This is a genomic window from Actinospineispora spinosispora DSM 44797, assembly GCF_000429025.1.
GTDB classification, from domain to species: domain Bacteria; phylum Actinomycetota; class Actinomycetes; order Mycobacteriales; family Pseudonocardiaceae; genus Pseudonocardia; species Pseudonocardia spinosispora.
In genome coordinates, this window is sequence record NZ_AUBB01000006.1 from 38,154 (window position 1) to 56,382 (window position 18,229).

At 70.3% G+C, this 18,229-nt stretch carries 19 protein-coding genes; 5 read left to right on the forward strand and 14 right to left on the reverse strand.

What is annotated here, in order from left to right:
• Nucleotides 1-157 precede the first annotated feature (157 nt).
• Complete coding sequence (locus G406_RS43790) at nucleotides 158-1,255, reverse strand: acyl-CoA dehydrogenase family protein (protein WP_037074557.1); 1,098 nt, start codon at nucleotides 1,253-1,255, stop codon at nucleotides 158-160.
• Nucleotides 1,252-2,430, reverse strand: a complete 1,179-nt coding sequence (locus G406_RS0100220) for an acyl-CoA dehydrogenase family protein (RefSeq protein WP_211241005.1) — start codon at nucleotides 2,428-2,430, stop codon at nucleotides 1,252-1,254. Before G406_RS0100220 ends, G406_RS43790 begins: the two co-directional genes overlap by 4 nt.
• Before the next feature lie 141 nt (nucleotides 2,431-2,571).
• Between G406_RS0100220 and G406_RS0100225 the strand changes: the two genes are divergently transcribed.
• The gene (locus G406_RS0100225) at nucleotides 2,572-3,276 is read left to right on the forward strand and encodes a DUF998 domain-containing protein (RefSeq protein WP_064742827.1); all 705 of its coding nucleotides are present in this window, start codon (nucleotides 2,572-2,574) and stop codon (nucleotides 3,274-3,276) included.
• Nucleotide 3,277: 1 nt separating this feature from the next.
• Here the strand turns inward: G406_RS0100225 and G406_RS0100230 are convergent, their stop codons facing one another.
• From G406_RS0100230 to G406_RS0100245, 4 genes are all read right to left on the reverse strand, one after another.
• Nucleotides 3,278-4,756: a mannitol dehydrogenase family protein gene (locus tag G406_RS0100230; protein WP_028932210.1), complete on the reverse strand. Its 1,479-nt coding sequence runs from the start codon at nucleotides 4,754-4,756 to the stop codon at nucleotides 3,278-3,280.
• 120 nt (nucleotides 4,757-4,876) lie between these two features.
• Nucleotides 4,877-6,106: an SPFH domain-containing protein gene (locus G406_RS43795; protein ID WP_084215729.1), complete on the reverse strand. Its 1,230-nt coding sequence runs from the start codon at nucleotides 6,104-6,106 to the stop codon at nucleotides 4,877-4,879.
• 58 nt (nucleotides 6,107-6,164) lie between these two features.
• Nucleotides 6,165-6,596, reverse strand: coding sequence for an NfeD family protein (locus G406_RS0100240; RefSeq protein WP_028932211.1), 432 nt, complete (start codon nucleotides 6,594-6,596; stop codon nucleotides 6,165-6,167).
• A gap of 19 nt (nucleotides 6,597-6,615) precedes the next feature.
• On the reverse strand, nucleotides 6,616-7,422 hold the full coding sequence (locus G406_RS0100245; RefSeq protein ID WP_028932212.1) for a DUF3097 domain-containing protein: 807 nt from the start codon (nucleotides 7,420-7,422) through the stop codon (nucleotides 6,616-6,618).
• A gap of 95 nt (nucleotides 7,423-7,517) precedes the next feature.
• Here G406_RS0100245 and G406_RS0100250 point away from each other — a divergent pair, with 95 nt between their 5' ends.
• The gene (locus tag G406_RS0100250; RefSeq protein WP_028932213.1) at nucleotides 7,518-8,327 is read left to right on the forward strand and encodes a hypothetical protein; all 810 of its coding nucleotides are present in this window, start codon (nucleotides 7,518-7,520) and stop codon (nucleotides 8,325-8,327) included.
• 92 nt (nucleotides 8,328-8,419) lie between these two features.
• Here the strand turns inward: G406_RS0100250 and G406_RS0100255 are convergent, their stop codons facing one another.
• Nucleotides 8,420-9,025, reverse strand: coding sequence for a TetR/AcrR family transcriptional regulator (locus tag G406_RS0100255; RefSeq protein ID WP_051341242.1), 606 nt, complete (start codon nucleotides 9,023-9,025; stop codon nucleotides 8,420-8,422).
• Nucleotides 9,026-9,047: 22 nt separating this feature from the next.
• Here G406_RS0100255 and G406_RS0100260 point away from each other — a divergent pair, with 22 nt between their 5' ends.
• The 3 genes from G406_RS0100260 to G406_RS53510 are packed head-to-tail and all read left to right on the forward strand — an operon-like array spanning nucleotide 9,048 to nucleotide 10,648.
• Nucleotides 9,048-9,515, forward strand: a complete 468-nt coding sequence (locus G406_RS0100260; protein WP_028932215.1) for an SRPBCC family protein — start codon at nucleotides 9,048-9,050, stop codon at nucleotides 9,513-9,515.
• A gap of 59 nt (nucleotides 9,516-9,574) precedes the next feature.
• Nucleotides 9,575-10,066: an ester cyclase gene (locus tag G406_RS53505; protein WP_028932216.1), complete on the forward strand. Its 492-nt coding sequence runs from the start codon at nucleotides 9,575-9,577 to the stop codon at nucleotides 10,064-10,066.
• Nucleotides 10,067-10,069: 3 nt separating this feature from the next.
• On the forward strand, nucleotides 10,070-10,648 hold the full coding sequence (locus G406_RS53510; RefSeq protein WP_051341243.1) for a TetR/AcrR family transcriptional regulator: 579 nt from the start codon (nucleotides 10,070-10,072) through the stop codon (nucleotides 10,646-10,648).
• Here the strand turns inward: G406_RS53510 and G406_RS0100275 are convergent.
• The 7 genes from G406_RS0100275 to G406_RS0100305 form a co-directional block, all read right to left on the reverse strand.
• The gene (locus G406_RS0100275; protein ID WP_028932217.1) at nucleotides 10,645-11,694 is read right to left on the reverse strand and encodes a ferrochelatase; all 1,050 of its coding nucleotides are present in this window, start codon (nucleotides 11,692-11,694) and stop codon (nucleotides 10,645-10,647) included. The two genes, G406_RS53510 and G406_RS0100275, sit on opposite strands and share 4 nt — an antisense overlap.
• Nucleotides 11,694-12,464 (reverse strand): enoyl-ACP reductase FabI, encoded by a 771-nt coding sequence (fabI, locus tag G406_RS0100280; RefSeq protein WP_028932218.1) that lies wholly within the window; start codon nucleotides 12,462-12,464, stop codon nucleotides 11,694-11,696. Before fabI ends, G406_RS0100275 begins: the two co-directional genes overlap by 1 nt.
• Nucleotides 12,465-12,500: 36 nt before the next feature.
• Nucleotides 12,501-13,205, reverse strand: a complete 705-nt coding sequence (fabG, locus tag G406_RS0100285; protein WP_028932219.1) for a 3-oxoacyl-ACP reductase FabG — start codon at nucleotides 13,203-13,205, stop codon at nucleotides 12,501-12,503.
• A 60-nt stretch (nucleotides 13,206-13,265) separates the two neighbouring features.
• Entirely contained in the window at nucleotides 13,266-14,246 is a 981-nt protein-coding gene (locus G406_RS0100290; protein ID WP_028932220.1) for a VWA domain-containing protein, read from the reverse strand.
• Nucleotides 14,243-15,211, reverse strand: a complete 969-nt coding sequence (locus tag G406_RS43810; protein WP_051341244.1) for a DUF58 domain-containing protein — start codon at nucleotides 15,209-15,211, stop codon at nucleotides 14,243-14,245. The genes G406_RS0100290 and G406_RS43810 overlap by 4 nt, the downstream gene beginning before the upstream one ends.
• A gap of 22 nt (nucleotides 15,212-15,233) precedes the next feature.
• Complete coding sequence (locus G406_RS0100300) at nucleotides 15,234-16,286, reverse strand: AAA family ATPase (protein ID WP_028932221.1); 1,053 nt, start codon at nucleotides 16,284-16,286, stop codon at nucleotides 15,234-15,236.
• Nucleotides 16,287-16,714: 428 nt separating this feature from the next.
• A complete protein-coding gene (locus G406_RS0100305) occupies nucleotides 16,715-18,028 on the reverse strand; it encodes an NlpC/P60 family protein (protein ID WP_028932222.1) in 1,314 nt (437 codons plus the stop codon).
• Nucleotides 18,029-18,229 lie beyond the last annotated feature (201 nt).

Consider the following 18,229-nt stretch of genomic DNA (forward strand, 5'->3'; position numbering starts at 1 on the left):
TACCGCGAAGCGGCGCCGAAGGCGTAGACGCTCGGAGCACTCACGACAGCTTTTCCGTCGTGAGTGATCCGGGCGCCTATAGGCGCCCTTGCCACTCACGAGTCGACGGCGAAGCCGAGATGCCTTGAACCCGACCACAGCAAACGAGACCCCAACGTCAACTGCTACGCACCAGCAGAGGCCACAACCCGTCAGCCCCTTCGGCAAGCACCCGCCGCCCGATCGCGGCATGCCAGTACGAGTCGCTGCCGTCCTCTTCCCGCCAGGCCCACAACCGGGTCGTCGACAACCGAAGATCATGCTCCAGGGTGAACCCGATCGCGCCGTGCACCTGGTGAGCGATCCGCGCGATGACCCCGGCCGCTTCACTGGTCCGTGCCTTCGCCACCGCGACGGCGAACCCCGCGTCATCCCCCGAGAAGTCGCTGGCCGCCGCGATCCGCGCGGCGGCTTCGGCGGCCGCCCGACCGGCGGCCAGCTCGGCGGCCGCGAGCGCGAGCTGTTGCTGGATCGCCTGGAACTTCGAGATGGGCCTGCCGAACTGCACCCGCTCCCCCGCGTACTGGATCGACCGGGCGAGTGCCTTCCCGGCGGCTCCGGCCAACAGCAGGGCCCGCGCCAACGCGGCACGTCTGCCGAGCAGCTCCCGGGTACCCTCGGGCGCTTTCGCCACGTCGGCGGCGGAAATGACGACGTCGAGCCGGACATCGTCGCGGGGCTCCCCGGCGAGGTTCGTCCCTCCGGCACATTCGACACCCGACGCCGACGGATCGACCGAGAGAACCAGGTCGCCACCGTCCGGATCCGCCACGAGAACCGCCACCCGCGTCGCGTGCCGCGCCCAGGCGACCCTGCGCAGCTCGCCGCTCACCCGCACGTCACCGGACGACTCGGTCCCCAGGCTCAGCTCCGCGCGGTCGTCCGCCACCGCGGTCAGCGGCCCGGCCGGCACCGCGAGACCCGCCGAGTTCAGCAGCCAGCCACCGAGAAGGTCGGTTTCGGCGAGCGGAACCGCGGCCGAGGCCTCACCGGCGACGAGTAGCAGCGCGGCGGCGTCGGCGAGCGTGCCGCCGCTGCCGCCCGCCTGTTCGGGCAGAGTGAGCTGGGTCAGTCCCAGTTCGGTGAGCGTCGACCACAGCGTCTCGGGCAGTCCCTCGGTCACCTCCGCGGGGTGATCGGCGAACACCGACCGCGCCATCGCGGTGAGCTCGGCCGTCTCGTCCGCGCTGCTCGTGTTCTCGGTACCGGCGCTCATCGCAGACCCATCCCCCTCGCCACCACGCCCCGCAGGATTTCGTTGGTACCGCCCCGCAGCGTGAACCCGGGGGCATGCAGGATCGCCTCGGCCAACAGCCGGGCGAACCCGCCTTCCGCGCCCGGATCGGGCGGGACGTCGACCAGCAGCCTCGCCGCTTCGATCACTTCGCTCTCGTAGCGCGTGCCGAGGTCCTTGACGAGTGCCGCCGGCACGTCCGCGGGCGCACCGGAGCTGAGCGACGACGCGATACCCAGTGACAGCCGGCGCAACGTCCACACCCGGGACACCAGGGCCCCCAGGTCACGCAGACCGGCCGTGCCCAGTCGTTCCCCGGCCGAGGACAGCTCGCCGACCAGTGCGACCAGCAGCGGGAACGTCGACAGGAAGCGTTCCGGGCCGCTGCGTTCGAACGCCAGCTCGGAGGTCACCTGGTGCCAGCCCGAACCGATCTCGCCGAGAACCAGGTCGTCCGGGATGAATACTCCGTCCAGCACGACCTCGTTGAAGTGGTGCGCGCCGGTGAGCAGCTTGATCGGCCGAATCTCCACGCCCGGGGAGTCGAGCTCGACGATGAACTGGCTCAACCCGGCGTGCCGGTTGCCGTCCTCGACCGGCGCGCTGCGGGCCAGCGCGAAGAACGCGTGCGCGTGGTGCGCGCCGGAGGTCCAGACCTTGGTTCCGGTGAGCTGCCACCCCCCGTCGACCCGCACCGCCTTCGTGCGCACCGAGGCCAGGTCCGAACCGGAGTCCGGCTCGCTCATCCCGATCCCGAAGTAGCACTCGCCCTTGGCGATCCGGGGCAGGTAGCGCTGCTTCTGCGTCTCGGTGCCGAAGCGCAGCAGGGACGGTCCGATCTGCCGGTCGGCGATCCAGTGCGCGGCGACCGGAGCACCAGCGGCGAGCAGCTCCTCGGTCACCACGTATCGCGCCAGTGCGTCGCGGCCGTGCCCGCCGTACTCGGTCGGCAGTGTCATGCCGAGCCAGCCACGGGCGCCCAGCTCACGGCTGAACCGCTCGTCCCAGCCGGACAGCCATACGTCGCACCGAGGCACGAAACGGCCGTCGAGCAGCTCCTTGGCCAGGAAGTCACGCACCTCGGCGCGCAGCTCCTCGGTCTCCGGCGGCAGCGCGACCGACGGTGGCACCAGTTGCAGATCGGAGATAGTACTCACTTCCTTATCCTCCCATGGACCAGCTGACCCACCACGCTGGAGCGTCGGTTTGTGACCAAGCGCGATCGCGGAACCAGCAGCGTCCGAACGACGTTGACCGGACAGGACCCAGCGACCCGTACTGGAGCAGCCGTGACCCCGATGCCGATCTCGCCGGCGAGCAGGACCGAGACACCTGACGCCGACGTCGCGCGCCGCGCCATGATCGGGCGCGCCGTTCCGGTCATCGGCACCTCGCTCGTCTCCCTCGGGCTGCTGCTCATCGTGTTGCTGCACGTGCTGCCGCCGTCGTCCTCGGTGAGCCCGCTGAGCCGGACGATCTCGGAGTACGCGCTCGGCGCGAACCGCTGGTTGTTCGACGTCGCGGTCGTCGCATTGGCGGTCGGTTCGATCGCCATCCTCCTCGGGCTGGTCCGTGCGCGCCTGTTACGGCCGCTCGGTACAGCATCGCTGCTCATCGGAGTCTGGGCAGTGTGTCTCGTACTACTGGTCGTCTTCCAGAAGTACGACTACCAGAACGGCCAGTCGACAGGCCCGGCCGGGATGATCCACCGGATGTCCAGTCTCGCGGCGTTCCTGAGCCTGCCGACCGGCGCGTTGCTGATCGCGCGCCGCTCGCGCATCCGACCCGCGATCTGGACCCGCCGGGCCGCCCTTGCCTGCTGGTTGTTCCTCTCCGTCCTGTTCTACGCGGTCGCCCAGAGCTTCGTCACCGGTATCGCCTGGTGGCGGGTCTTCCCGCTCGGTGCCATGGAGCGACTGATCGGCATCTCGGAGCTCGCCGTGCTGTTCGCGCTCGGCTGCTGGGCGATCGTCGCCAGCCCGCCGGCCAAGGCAGGCGACTGACCTAACCGGCGCGGACCCACTCCGCGACCGTCGCGGCCGCGCCCTGTTCGTGCAGCGACCGCAGCGCTCGCCGGTACTCGGTGACGAACCGCTCGTCGTCGACGAGGTCTCCGAACAGGTCGCGGTTCCGGACGAACTCCAGTCCGTCGATGCCCTGGCGCGCGGCGTTGGCCATCAGCCCCTCGCGCAGCTGGTCCTGGACATCGATCGGGTCGCCCTTCTCGTCGACGCCCTCCGCGTACCGGGCCCACGAGGCGATCGTGAGCACCGAGCGGGAGTACTCGCCGCCGTTGTCCAGCTGGTGACGCAGTACCGGGACCAGGAACTTCGGGATGCGGTCGGACGTGCCGAAACACAGCCTGCTCAACGTGTCGGCCACGGCCGGGTTGGCGAACCGCTCGATCAGGCTGTGCCGGTACGCGACCAGGTCGACGCCCGGCACCGGCTGCAGCGCCGGCGTCCCCTCCCGTTCCCAGTACCCCATGAGCAGGTCCACGAACGCCGGATCGGCCGCCGCCTCGTGCGCGTACCGATAGCCGGCGAGGTACCCGAGATAACACATCACCTGGTGCCCGGCGTTGAGCAACCGCAGCTTCATGAGCTCGTACGGTGTGACGTCCTCGACCAGCTGGGTGCCGACCTCCTCGAGGGGCGGCCTGCCCTGGGTGAAGTGGTCCTCCAGCACCCACTGGGTGTACGGCTCGCACACGACCGGCCAGCGGTCCTCGATGCCGAAGCGCTCGGCGAGCGTGGCGCGGTCGGAGTCCGCGGTCACCGGGGTGATCCGGTCGACCATGCAGTTCGGGAACGCGACCTCGGCCTCCATCCAGGCGCCCAGCTCCGGGTCACGCAGCCGGGCGAACGCGGTGAACATGCGCTGCGCGACGTGCCCGTTGCCCTGGATGTTGTCGCAGCTGAGAACGGTGAACGGCGCGAGGCCGCGTTCCCTGCGCCGCACCAGCGCCTCGGTGATCAGGCCGAACGTCGTGGTCGGCGTCGCCCCCGGCGTCAGATCGGCCTGGATGCCGGCGTCCCGGTCGTCGAACTCGCCGGTCACCGGATGGACGTGGTAGCCGCCCTCGGTCACGGTGAGCGAGACGATCCGGGTGCGCTCGGCCGCCATCCGCTCGATGACCGCCTCCGGGTCGTCCGGCGCGAACAGGTAGTCCTGGATCGACCCGATGACCCTGGGCTCCAGCCGCCCGTCCGGGAACTTGAGCACCAGTGTGTAGAGGTGGTCCTGGGCGTGCAGCGCGTCGCGCATCGCGCTGTCCGAGGGCAGCACGCCGACGCCGCAGATCGCCCAGTCCAACGCCTTGCCCTCGGCCATCAACCGGTCCAGGTACATGGCCATGTGCGCGCGGTGGAACCCGCCGACTCCGAAGTGCACGATCGAGGTGTTGTCCGGTGACCTCGGGTAGGTCGGTACCGCGACGGTGTCACTGATCGAGGCCAGGCTCTCGGCACTGAGCGCGCGCATGGGCATCCTCCCGGGGTCGACTGACCCGGCGCACGAGCGCCGGCCGCCGGGCCAGTCTGCTACCTCCAGGTGCCTCGACGCACGGTATGCGCAATCGACGAGGTCACGAGTTCGGATCGCTCAGCGCGACGGCTCCTGCCAGTCGTCGGTCGAGTACTCCTGCTCCCCGCCGTAGGACCCGTATCCGGTCCCCGTGTCGCTGAGCCCGTCCTGTCGCAGCTGCTCCGGCGACGTGGGTGACGGCACCTCTTGGCGGGCCTGTGCCTCGGCCTCCGCGACCGCGCGCGCGATCTCCGGATCGGTGCTCGTGTCCAGCCAGTCGTCCATGTCGTCGTCCTCGTCGGACGCCGCGTAGCGCGGTGCGTCGTCGGGACTGGGCTGGTAGCGGAACACCCCGTCCTCACCCGGAGCGCCCAGCATCCGGGTGAAGCCCTCGAGCGCCTTCCCGAAGTCGCTCGGCACCAGCCAGACCTTGTTGGCCTCGCCCTGCGCCATCTGCGGCAGCGTCTCCAGGTACTTGTAGGCGAGCAGCTCCGGCGTGGGGCGCCCGGCCTTGATCGCGGCGAACACCTTCTCGATCGCCTTCGCCTGTCCTTGCGCCTGCAGGTACCGAGCGGCGCGGTCACCCTGGGCACGCAGGATCTGGGCCTGCCGCTCCGCCTCGGCGCCGAGGATCGCCGCCTGCTTCGCACCCTCGGCGGACAGGATCTGGGCCTGCTTCTGCCCCTCCGCGGTGCGGATCGCGGACTCCCGCTGCCCTTCGGCGGTCAGGATCATCGCGCGCTTCTGCCGGTCGGCCTTCATCTGCTGTTCCATCGACTCGGTGATCGTGGCCGGCGGCTCGATCGCCTTGATGTCGACGCGGTTGATGCGGATGCCCCACTGCCCGGTCGCCTCGTCCAGCCCGCCGCGCAGCACCGTGTTGATCTGGTCGCGCGAGGTCAGGCTCTGTTCGAGGCTCATGCCGCCGACCACGTTGCGCAGCGTCGTCGTGGTGACGTTCTGCACGCCGTCCAGGTAGTTCGCCACCCCGTACAGCGCGTTCTTCGGGTCGATGACCGTGTAGTAGACGACCGTGTCGACCCGCACCGTCAGATTGTCCTGGGTGATCACCGGCTGCGGCGGGAACGAGACGACCTGCTGCCGCATGTCCACCCGCTGCCGGACACGGTCCACGAACGGCATCAGGAAACAGAGCCCAGGCTGCTTGGTCGTCTTGTACCGCCCCAGCCGCTCGACGATGGCCACCGAGCCCTGCGGGATGATCTGGACCGACTTGACGATCATGATGATCACCAGCAACACCAGTAAGGCGACCACAAGCAGGAGACCTGCTCCTCCGGTACCCATGTCGAGCATCTCCGTCCCTTCCCCCATGGCCCCGCCGAGCGCTTCGGCCGGGACCTCGTCACAGCTCGGTCGACACCACAGCGGTCACTCCGGACAGCTGCATGACGGTCACCCGATCGCCCGGCTCGAAGACCCGGTCGGTCTCGAGCGACTTCGCCGACCAGAGCTCGCCCTCGATCTTGATCTGCCCGCCGTCCCGGTCGACCCGGTGGACCACCAGCGCGGATCGGCCGATCGGGTCGTTGCCCGACGGCTCCAGCTCGACGTACAGACGCCTGCGCAACGCGGGCCGCACACCGAACAGCAGCACGACCGAGACCATCGCGAAGACCGCGACGTCGACCAGGGCGGGCGGGTCGAGCACAGCGGCGACCGCGCCGGCGGCCAGTGCGCCGGCGCCGAGCATCACGAGCACAAAAGTGCCGGTGAGCAGCTCGACGCCGATCAGCAGAATGCCTCCGACGAGCCAGAGCCAAGCCTCGAGCGGCATGGCTCGATACTGCCAGACCTCAGGGCGCGCCGGTGACGAAATCGATCAATTGCTCGACGGCCGTTATCAGCGGCGTCTCCAGGTCGCGGAACCCGCGCACGGCGCCGAGAACGCGCCGGGCCCCGTCCGCCGGTTCGCCCCAGCCGAGTGCCTCGCACACACCGGTCTTCCAGTCGGTGCCCATGGGGATCTCCGGCCAGCGCGGGATGCGCACCACCGACGGCCGGACCGCCTGCCACACGTCGACGTACGGGTGGCCGGTCACCAGGACGTGCGGTCCGGCCACCGAGGCGGCGGTGCGCGTCTCCTTCGTGCCGGCGACCAGGTGGTCGACGAGCACGCCGAGCCTGCGGTCCGGACCCGGCCCGAACTCGGCGACGGCGCCCGCCAGGTCGTCGATCCCGTGCAACGGCTCGACCACCACGCCCTCGACCCGCAGGTCGTGTCCCCAGACCTGCTCGACGAGCGCGGCGTCGTGGATGCCTTCGACCCAGATGCGGCTGCCGCGCGCGGTACGGGCGCGCAGCCCTTCGACGCGCACCGAGCCGGATGCCGACCGAACCGGTCCGACCTTGGGCGCGGCCGGACGCACCATCGTCACCGGCTTGCCGTCGATCAGGAATCCTGCCGGTTTCAGCGGGAAGATCCGGCGCCTGCCCTTGCCGTCCTCCAGGACGGCTCCGTCCTTGCCGACGCTGATCACCGCGCCGCAGAAGCCACTCGCGGGATCCTCCACGACGAGGCCCGGTTCGGCGGTGACGGTCGGGATCTCCTTGCGCCTACCTGCGCCCGAGGCGAGCGGGTCGCTGTAGCGGTGGGTGCGCATCCTCCTCCATTCGGTCCACGACTAAAGGACGTTATCGGCGTGTCACCCACTTGGCCGTGATGCCACGCCGGGGAATGCCGTTTAGCCTGACGCCCGTGCCCTGCGCTTCCGCGACGATGGCAGTCTGGCTCTCCGCCTGGCTGAGCGGTGCCGCCGCGCCCGACGACGTGCTCGATGCCCTCGAGCCGTGGGGCGAGGCGCACGACGTGCTCACCTCGGACGAGCCGACCGCACTGGCGACCGATCTGCCCGGTCCCACCGACCGACCGACCTCGGTGACGTTCCTGCTGGCCGCATTACGCAGGCTGCGTGGCCACGGCACCCCCGCCTCGGTGCGCATGGTGCTCACCGCACCCGGCGACATCCGAGGGTTACCCGGCCCAGGGCCGTTCAGCACGTCGGTCATCGAGCGCGGCGAGGGTCTGCTGTTCGCCGACATCGGATACGGCCTGATCCCCCAGGCGCTGGGCGGCGGACTGACCCGATGGACGCTGCACCCGGTGCCGGAGCCGACCCCGCCCGAGGAGTACGTGTCGTTGCGCGAGGCCGAGCACTCGTTGCGTGAGCAGGTGCGCAACTCGGCGGCCGCTCTCGCGGCGCTCGGGGTCGCGCGGCACCGTCCGGGCGTCCGCGAGGAGATAGCCGACACCCTGCGCGCTCGCGCCCACTCCTTCTGGCCGGACGGCATGCCGGCGCACAGCCTCCGGGTGCTGCAGCACGCCGACGAGGTGGAGGCGATCCTGCTGGCCGCGTCGGCGGACGACCCGGGCGGCGCTCTCTCCGCGACGGCGGCCGCGGCCCGCGACGACGCTCTACGCCCTCTGGCGACGGCGATCCGGGTGGCGAGAAGAGCGGCGGTGGCCGAAGCGGTCAGGGTCCTGGTCGGAAGCGCGGACCGCCACTAGCACGCTCGCACAGAGGTTCTCTACGCCGCACAGAGGCTGGGGCCTCTGTGCGGCGTGCACTCGGTCTGTGCGAGCTGGTTCCGCACCGTGGTTCAGGGGACTCCGAGCACCACCGCAGCGTGGTCCACCCAGGCGTCGGCGAAGCGCTCCGGGTCGATGTCGCCCGGCACCCTGCCGATCAGGACGTCCAGCAGCCGGTAGTAGGTCAGCGAGGCGAACAGCACCGCCGAGGTGGCGGCGGGGTCGGCCACGGTGAGCCTGCCCCGCTCGCACTCGCCGACCACCCAGCTGGTGAGCCCGCCGTAGACGAAGCCGAGCACGCCTCGCCACATCCGCTCCAGCAGGTCGGGGAACGGGTCGAGGTCGCGCAGCAACACCCGCAGCGGCTCGCGGTCCCGGTCGATGCCGGTCCACACCGCGGTGACCATCAGGCGCAGTGCCTGCCTCGGGTCGTCGGGCAGCTCGGCGAGGAACCGCTCGCCACCGCCCGCCATGGTGGCGACGTGCCGGTCGACGATCGCTTCGAGGAGCGCTCGCTTGGACCGGAAGTGCTTGTACAGCGCCCCTGACCCGCCGGTCAGGCCACACGCGAGCTGAATGTCCGCGACCGAGGTCGCGGCGTAGCCCTTGCTCGCGAACAGCCCCGTCGCGGCCTCCAACAGCCGTTCCTTCGTCGACATCTCGCTCGACTCGATCATGGTGAGAGAGTACTCTCTCACTATGCCGACAGCGACACTGACCGCCACCGCGCGGGAGACCGTCCGATGCACACCGGACGCGATGCTCGAGTTCGTCATGGACATCGAGCGCTACCAGGAGATCGACGACAAGATCCGCCCGGTGCTGTGGGCCCGGCGTGAGGGTGACCGGGTCGAGTTCGCCTGTCGGCCCAAACTCGGCGGCATCCGCATCCCGGGCGCCGCCGTGGTTCAGTGGATCGAGCTCACCCCTGGCCGGCGCATCGACATCGGGCTGGTGCCGTCCGCCTGGACCCGGCTGGCGAGCTTCCACGCCACCTTCGAGGTCACCGAGGTCGCGGGTGGCACGCGCGTGGATCGACAGCTGAGGTTCACCTTTTCGCCGGTGCTGCGCTGGCTGCTCCAGCCGGTGCTGGCGAAACGACTGCCCGCCGAGGTCAGGGCTGAGCTCCGCCGCGCGAAGGACTACCTGGAATCGCGCGGCGCATAAACTGGCGATCTGTTAGATTCTAACCAACTGTTAGTTTTCTGACGGAAGGTGCCGCCACGATGACCGTGCAACAGACCGAACCGGACACCGCGCCGCTGGACAGGCGTTTCGCGGTCGAGTGGTACGAGGGCTGGCTCGACGCCTGGAACAACAACCGGCCGGAACGGGTCTCCGCGCTGCTCACCGAGGACTTCGTGCTCGACAGCCCGACCACCCGCCACACCGGGATGCTGGTGCGGGGCCACCGGGCGGCGCACGACTACATCACCTACGTGCTCGGCGCCTACCCCGACCTGGAGTGGCAGGTCACCGCCCCTCCCCTGTTCTCCGACGACATCGCACGAGCCGCCTTCAGCTGGACCGGCACCGGCCACTTCAGCGGCCGGATGGACCCGCCGGGCATCGAGGGCACCGGGCGGGCGTTCGAGTTCTCCGGCCTGGAGGTGTTCGACTTCCGGGGTGAGCGTGCCTGCCGCCTCTACGCGACCTACGACCTGCTGGGCCTGATGAAGCAGATCGGCCTGCACCGCGGTTCGTCGAAGGGTCGCTGAGCCGTGCCGGGCGGCCAGGACACGAAGGGCGAGCGGACCCGCAAGCGCCTGCTCGACGCCGCGGCGACCGAGGTCGCCCGCCACGGCGTCGCGCGCGCCAGCCTCCACGCGATCGCGGCCGCCGCCGAACTCAAGACCGGCAGCATCTACTTCCACTTCGGCTCGAAGGACGAGCTCATCGAGGCGATGCTGGAGGAAGGCCTTCGGGCGACCCACGAGTGCCTCGACACGGCCATCGCCTCGGTCAACGAGGGCGCGGGGCCCGCCGACCGTCTCGCGGCCGCCATCCGGGCCCATGCGACCGCGGTACACGAGCTGAGCGACTACACGCTCGTCGTGCTGTCGTCCGCCACACCCGAGGGAGGCGCCGACGCCTTCCGGAAGCTGCGCCGCGACTACGTCGAACGATGGACCGTGATCGTCACCGACGCGCAGGCGGCGCGGGTGCTTCCCGGCGACGTGGCCCCACGGCTCGTCCGCGACCTGATCTTCGGCGCGCTCAACGCGGTGAGCCTGGCCGGGACTCCACCCGGCCGGGCGGCGGAGGCCGTCCAGGCCCTGCTGCGCCTCCCGAAGTCCTAACGGGCGGGCCTGCGCACCGGGAGGCAGCAGTCGACCGCGCACGGCGCACCGTTGACCCCGCATCCCGCGGACGGGACCTCACCGAGCGCCCGGGGCGCGACCCCCTCGGTCTGTTCCCGGACCAGCTCGACCACCATCCGGGCGAACCGCGTGTCCACCCCGGCGGTCGCCGCCCTGGCGAAGCCCATGTCGTGCTCGACCGCCCACTCACGCGCCTCGTTGTCCAGGTCCCAGACGACCTCGACGTGGTCGCTGACGAACCCGATCGGGCAGATCACCACCGAGGGCACGGACTTGGCGTGCAGCACCGCGATGTGGTCGACGACGTCCGGCTCCAGCCACGGCACGCTCGGCGGACCGGACCGTGACTGCCACACGACGTCATGCTCGGGCACGCCCAGCTCGACCGCGACCAGGCGGGCCGCCTCGGCGACCTGCCTGGAGTAGCGGTGGCCGCCCTCGGCGGGCACCCCGGCGGCCACGTCCGCGGCCGTCGGGATGGAGTGCGCGGTGAAGACCAGCCGCGCGGCGTCGCGCTCGGCTTCCGGTAGCTGCTCGAACGCCGCCCGCACCGCGTCCGTCGCCGACGCGATGAACTCCGGATGATCGAAGAAGTGCCGCAGCTTGACCAGCTCGGGAGCGCCGTCGCCGACGGCGGCGCGGGCCCGTTCGATGTCCTCGTGGTACTGCCGGCACGCCGAATAGCCGCCGTAGGCGCTGGTGGCGATCACCAGTGCCCTGCGCACGCCGTCGGCGGTCATCTCGGCGAGGGTGTCCTCGACGAGCGGATGCCAGTTGCGGTTGCCGAAGTACACCGGCAGGTCGATCCCGGCCTCGGCGAGCGCGGTCCGGATGCGGTCGATCAGCGCGCGGTTGCACGCGTTGATCGGCGAGACCCCACCGAAGTGGTCGTAATGCTTCGCCACCTCCAGCAGCCGCTCCCTGGGCACCCCACGACCGCTGGTGACCCGTTCCAGGAACGGCAGGACGTCGTCAGGCCCCTCCGGGCCGCCGAACGACAGCAACAGCAGCGCGTCGGCGTCCATCACACGCTGATGGCGTGGAACCCACCGTCGGCCCACACCATCGAACCGGTCGTCACCGGCAGCCAGTCGGACAGCAGCGCACAACAGGTCCTGGCGACCGGCTCGGCGTTCGTGACGTCCCAGCCGAGTGGCGCGCGCTCGTCCCACGCGTCCTCGAACGCGGAGAACCCCGGGATGGACTTCGCGGCCATGGTCTTGACCGGGCCGGCGGCGACCAGGTTGACCCGGATCCCCTTCGGGCCCAGGTCACGCGCCAGGTAGCGGCAGATCGACTCGAGACCGGCCTTCGCCACGCCCATCCAGTCGTAGGCGGGCCACGCCTGGCGGTTGTCGAAGTCCATCCCGACGACCGAGCCGCCCTCGGACATCAACGGCAGGCACGCGGTCGCCAGCGACTTGAACGAGTACGCGCTCACCTGCAGCGTCGCGGCCACGTCCTCCCACGGCGCGTTCATGAACGCGCCCTCGCCCAGACACGAGGCCGGCGCGTTGCCGATCGAGTGCAGCACACCGTCCAGGCCGTCGACGTGTTCGGAGACCCGCTCGGCGAGGCTGTCGAGCTGGCTCTGGTCGGTCACGTCCAGCTCGAGGACCGGCGCGGCCTCCGGGAGGCGCTGCGCGATGCGCTCGACCAGCCGCATCCGCCCGAACCCGGTCAGCACCACCGTGGCGCCCTGCTGCTGCGCGACCTTGGCGACGTGGAAACCCAACGACGCGTCGGTGATCACGCCGGTCACCAGGATGCGCTTGCCTTCGAGAAGCCCCGTCACGTACGTGTCTCCAGTCTTGGTTTCGACAACATCAGTTCAGTGCCCCATGCCCATGCCACCGTCGACCGGGATGACCGCACCGGTGATGTAGCTCGCGGCGTCCGACGCCAGCCAGGTCGCCGTGCCCGCGATCTCCTGTGCCGAGGCCATCCGGCCCAGCGGGATCTGGGTGAGGATCTCCTTCTGCCGCTTCTCGCCGAGCTCGGCGGTCATGTCGGTGTCCACGAACCCGGGCGCGATCACGTTGGCGGTGATCGACCGGCTGCCCAGCTCGCGCGCGATCGACCGGGCGAGGCCGACCAGCCCGGACTTCGACGCCGCGTAGTTGACCTGGCCCGCCGAACCGCTCAGACCCACGACGGACGAGATGAAGATCATCCGGCCGGTGCGGGCCCGCAGCATGCCGCGCGCGGCGCGCTTCGACACCCGGTACGCACCGGTCAGGTTGGCGTCCACCACGCGGGTGAACTGGTCCTCACCCATGCGCATCAGCAGCGTGTCGTCGGTGATGCCGGCGTTGGACACCAGCACCTCGACCGCGCCGTGCTCCTCCTCGATCGCGGTGAACGCCGCGTCCACACTGTCGGTGTCGGTGACGTCGCACTGCACGCCGAACAGCCCGTCGGGCGCACCCGAACCACGGTGCGTGACCGCGACCTTGTCCCCCTGTTCGGCGAACGCTGTCGCGATCGCCAAGCCGATTCCTCGATTGCCTCCGGTGACCAGCACGCTTCGACTCACCGCGCGAGGCTATCCAGCTTCGCGCGGTGAGTCACGGTCAGGTCTGTCACGGCAGGTCCGTCATGGCAGACGCCGGCCCAGGGCGAACGCGCCCGCGAGGCCGAGCATCGCCAGCAGCGTGCCGGCGACCAGCCAGCGCCCGCTGATGTCGACCTGCTTGGTCTCGTACCCGATCTGCTGCCCGAGCGTCGCGTACACCTGCTGCAGTTCCTGCTGGCTGGCCGCGGTGAAGAACTGGCCACCGGACAGCTGTGCCACCTGCCGCAGCGATGCGTCGTCCACCGGGACCGGAATCCGCTGGCCCTTGATGTCGACGATCCCGAACAGGGTGCCGAAGGAGATCGTGGACACCGAGATCTTCTTCTCGGCCGCCTTGCGCGCCGCGGTGAACGAGCCGCGCGGCTCGTTCTCCCCATCCGGGCCGGGCACCGTCTGCTTACCGTCACTCATCAGCACGATCCGTGCCGGAGGCGGACCTTCGCCGCCGCCGGACAGCGCCTGGGAGAAGCTGTCGATGGACTGCAGCCCGGCGAAGATGGCCTCACCGGTCGCGGTCGACTCCGCGGTGTGCAGACCGTCGATCGCGCGTTTCACCGGTGCCCGGTCGACCGTCGGTGACACCAGGACGGCCGCGGTCCCGGCGAACGAGATCAGGCCCAGGTTGATGCCCGGGGTCAGCTGGTCGGCGAAGGCCTTGGCCGCGGTCTGCGCCGCGAGCAGCCGGGACGGCGCGACGTCGGTGGCCCGCATGGACTCCGAGATGTCGATCACCAGGATCACGGTCGCCCGGTTGCGCGGGACCTGGGCCTCGGCTGTCGGGCCGGCCGAGGCGATGGTCAGCAGCACGAGTGCCACCAACATGAGCGCGGTGGGCCCGTGTCGCAACCACCGGTTACGGGCCGGCGCGACCTTCTCCAGCGTCTCCAGGTTGCTGAACTTGAGGACGTCACGCTGGCGGCGCTTCTGCATGAGCCAGTACGCGACCACCAAACCGGCCACGACCACCAGCAACAACAGCCACCAGGGATCGGTGAAGCTCATCGGACCACCGCCGGGCGCCCTCCGGAGCTGACCGGCCGGGTCTGCGAACCGTCCGACCACTGCCGCTTGCGGGCGACCGCGAAACGCACGACGTCCGCAATCCAGTCACCGTCGGTCCGCAACGTCAGGTGCGCCGCGCCGCACCGGCGCAGTGCCGTGGCGACCCGCTCCCGATGCTGGGCGGACGCCGCCGCGTACTCCCGGCACAGCAGGGGCGTCGTGTCGACCTCGCGCTGACGTCCGGTCTCCGGGTCCGCGAGCACGACGGTGCCCACCTCCGGCAGCTCGAGATCGCGGGGGTCGAGGATTTCGACGGCGAGCAGGTCGTGCCGCGCCGACAGGGCGCGCAGCGGCCGCTCCCAGTCGGTCTCACCGAGGAAGTCGGAGATCACCACGGCCAGTCCTCGGCGGCGCGGCGGGCGCCGCAGCTGCTCGACCGCCTGCGCCAGGCTGCCCCGAGTGCCCTCCGGCGCCCTCGGCGTCTGGGCGATCTTGCGGATCAGCCCCCGCGCGTGGGCGAGACCGCCGCGCGCCGGGATGCGGATCGTCTTGTCGCCAGTGGACACGAGCGCGCCGATCCGGTTGCCGCCACCCCGGGTCAGGTGCACGACGGCGGCGACCGCCGCGATCGCGAGGTCGCGCTTCTCGCACACCGTCGAGCCGAAGTCCAGGCTGGCCGACAGATCGACCACGACCCAGGTCTCCAGCTCGCGGTCCGCGTCGGTCTGCCGGATGTGCGGCTCGGTGGTGCGGGCGGTGATCGCCCAGTCCATGCGACGCACGTCGTCGCCGGGCTGGTACGGCCTCGCGTCGCCCGGCTCGCTGCCCGGTCCCGGGACCAGCCCGATGTGATTGCCCTGCAACAGGCCGTCCAGCCTGCGACGGACCGTCAGCTCGAGCGTCCGCAGCGCGGCCTCGAGCTTGCCGTCCCGCAGGCTGGGCGGGCCCTGGTTCGCCTTGCTCACAGCCCGATCCCGACCCGCCCGATCACTGCGCTGCCGCGTACTGCGGACGCGAGCTGACCTGCGGCAGCGGCACGGTCTGCAGGACCCGGGACAGGATGTGGTCCATCGGTACCGCGTCGGCGACCGCGTCGTAGGACAGCACCAGCCGGTGGCGCAGCACGTCCGGCGCGACGTCCATCACGTCCTGCGGCAGCACGTAGTCACGGCCCCGGACCAGCGCCAGCGCGCGCGACGCGGCGACGATCCCGAGGCTGGCACGCGGCGAGGCGCCGTAGGACACCCAGCCGGCGACGTCATCGAGACCGTGCTCGGCAGGGGTCCGGGTGGCCACGACCAGCCGGACCACGTAGTCGACGAGCGCGTGGTGCATGAAGACGCGGGACGCGACCTTCTGCAGCCGGACCAGCTCGGTCGGCGAGATCACCTGCTCGGCGACGGGAGCCTCGACGCCCATCCGGTAGATGATCTCGCGCTCCTCCTCGACGTTCGGGTACTCGATGATGATCTTGAAGAGGAACCGGTCGCGCTGAGCTTCCGGCAGCGGGTAGACGCCCTCGTTCTCGATCGGGTTCTGGGTGGCGAGCACGAGGAACGGGTCGGGCATCGGGAAGGTCTTGCCACCGATCGACACGTGCCGCTCGGCCATCACCTCGAGCATCGCGGACTGAACCTTGGCTGGCGCCCGGTTGATCTCGTCGGCGAGGACGAAGTTGGCGACCACCGGCCCGAGCTCGACGTCGAACTCTTCCCGCCCCTGCCGGTAGATGCGGGTGCCGAGGATGTCGGCGGGCACCAGGTCCGGGGTGAACTGCAGCCGGGCGAACGAACCGCCGACGACCTTGGCCACCGTCTCCACGGCGAGTGTCTTGGCGACACCGGGAACACCCTCCAGCAGGAGATGCCCCTTCGCCAGCAGTCCGACCAACATGCGCTCGACGAGCCGGTCCTGTCCGACGATGACGCGCTTGACCTCGAACACGGTGCGTTCGAGCAGCTCACCCTCCCTCGCCGGGCTCGGCACACCGCTCTGCGCCTCGGTCTTGCCCTCCGAACCGGGCTGCTCCGGCTTGGTCACCGTGTATCTCCCTCCACCCGAGGGTCACCCCCGGTCTACCCGAGCACCCAACCGCCTGGCCCGTATAACCAAGGTGAAGCAGCACTCCCCCGTGAGTGGCGAGTGGTTCTACCCCGAAGGGGCGCCGAAGGCGTAGCAACCCTCAGCACTCACGACACGCTTTTCGTCGTGAGTGCTGAGGGTTGCTATAGGACCACTCGCCACTCACGGTCGACGGCGAAGCCGAGATGCCTTGGAGCCGGGCACGGGGTTCACCGAGCCGTGGTCCCGACCGCGTGCACAGAGTGCACAGCCTCGGGGTCCTCGTGAGTGCTGAGGCCGCCTATAGCCGGACTGGACCCTCACGACGATGAAGCTGTCGTGAGTGCCCACTCCGGCTACGCCTGCGGCGCCCCTTCGGGGTAGACGGCCTCATCACTCACGAGGGGCTAGAAGACGCGGGTTGCGTAGGGCATGAGGCCCTGGTAGCGGACCGGGCTGATCTTCACCTTCGCGCCCGAGTAGGGGGCCTCGACCATCTTCCCGTCGCCGATGTACAGCGCCACGTGGTGGATCGTCCCGCCGTCGGCCCAGAACAACATGTCCCCGGGCTGCATCTGGGAGATCGGCACCTTCCGCCCCTTGTTGTACTGGTACCCGCTGTAGTGCGGTAGCCCGATCCCGGCGGCCTTGAAGGCGTAGATCATCAGCCCGGAGCAGTCGAAGCCGGTCTTGGCGTAGTCGCGGAAGTCGTCGGCGACGCCACCGTCACGAATGCCTTTGGTCGGACCGCCACCGTTCCCGCCGCCCCAGGCGTAGGTCACGCCGATCTGGGACAGGGCCCGGCTGATGACGGTCTGCACACCCCCGCCGCCGCCGACCGATGCGCCGGCAGCCTTGGCCGCGGCGGCAGCCTGGGCCGCGCGGGCCGCGGCCGCGACCTGGGCCTGGTAGTCGAGGTACTGCTGACGTTGCGCGCGTAGCGTGCTGTCCTTCGCGGTGAGCACGTCGAGCTGGTGTTCGATGTCCTCGCGCTGCTGGTCGACCTGACGAAGCTGGGCCATGCCCTCGGCGACGGCGGCCCGCGCGGTGGCCACCGCGCCGTCGGCCGTGAGCTTGGCGCCGGCGGCGGCCGCGCGTTTCGCACGCGCCTCGTCCTGGGCGGCCCTGGCGAGCGAGTCGGCGTTGACCTTCGCTATCTGGGCGCGACGCATGGAGTCCATCGCGTCCTGCTGCTCACGCGCGACCGACTCCCGCAGCTCCGCGCGCTCCACCACGTCGTCGGGCGTCACCGCCTGCGCGAGCAGGCCCAGCGACCCGGTGTCGACGCCCTGTTCGTAGATGACGGCGATGAACTGATCCAGCCGCACGTGCGCCTGTTCGATCGCGGCCGCCGCCGCTTCGGTCTCGGTGTGCGTGGCCTGAACGCGGGCGGCCGCGGCCGCGGCGGCGTCCTGGGCCGTCTGCAGGTCGACCAGCGCCTTGTTGGCCGCCTCCTGCCGAATCTCCAGCTTGCCGCCCAGCTCGTCGGCCTTGGCCTGCGCCGCGGCGAGCTGGTTGGTCAGCGTGCCGACCTGCGCCGCCGCCGAGGACATGTCCTTCTTGCTCTGGTCGAGCTGCTGGTCGCTCGGGTTGGGCGGAGCCGGGCTGGGCGGCGGCGGAGCGGGATCGGCCACGCTCACGCCGGCGCCCGCGATCAGCGTGCCGACCACCACCGCCAGCACCAACCCGATGCGCTGGGCGGGTACGCGGATGGAACGCACTCCGGCCCTCCCCACACATCCGTGATCGACAGACTCCGACTGTCTCACTCCGTGCAGGCAAAACGTGGTACCGACACCCGGGCCCCAACTGGACAGCCAAGCAGTACGCGCGTACTGTTTGAAGCAGCAGGCCTGGTGAGTCGCGTTCAGCAGCGTGCGACAGACTGGCCTTGACGCCCGTACCACCACCCGATCCCGATC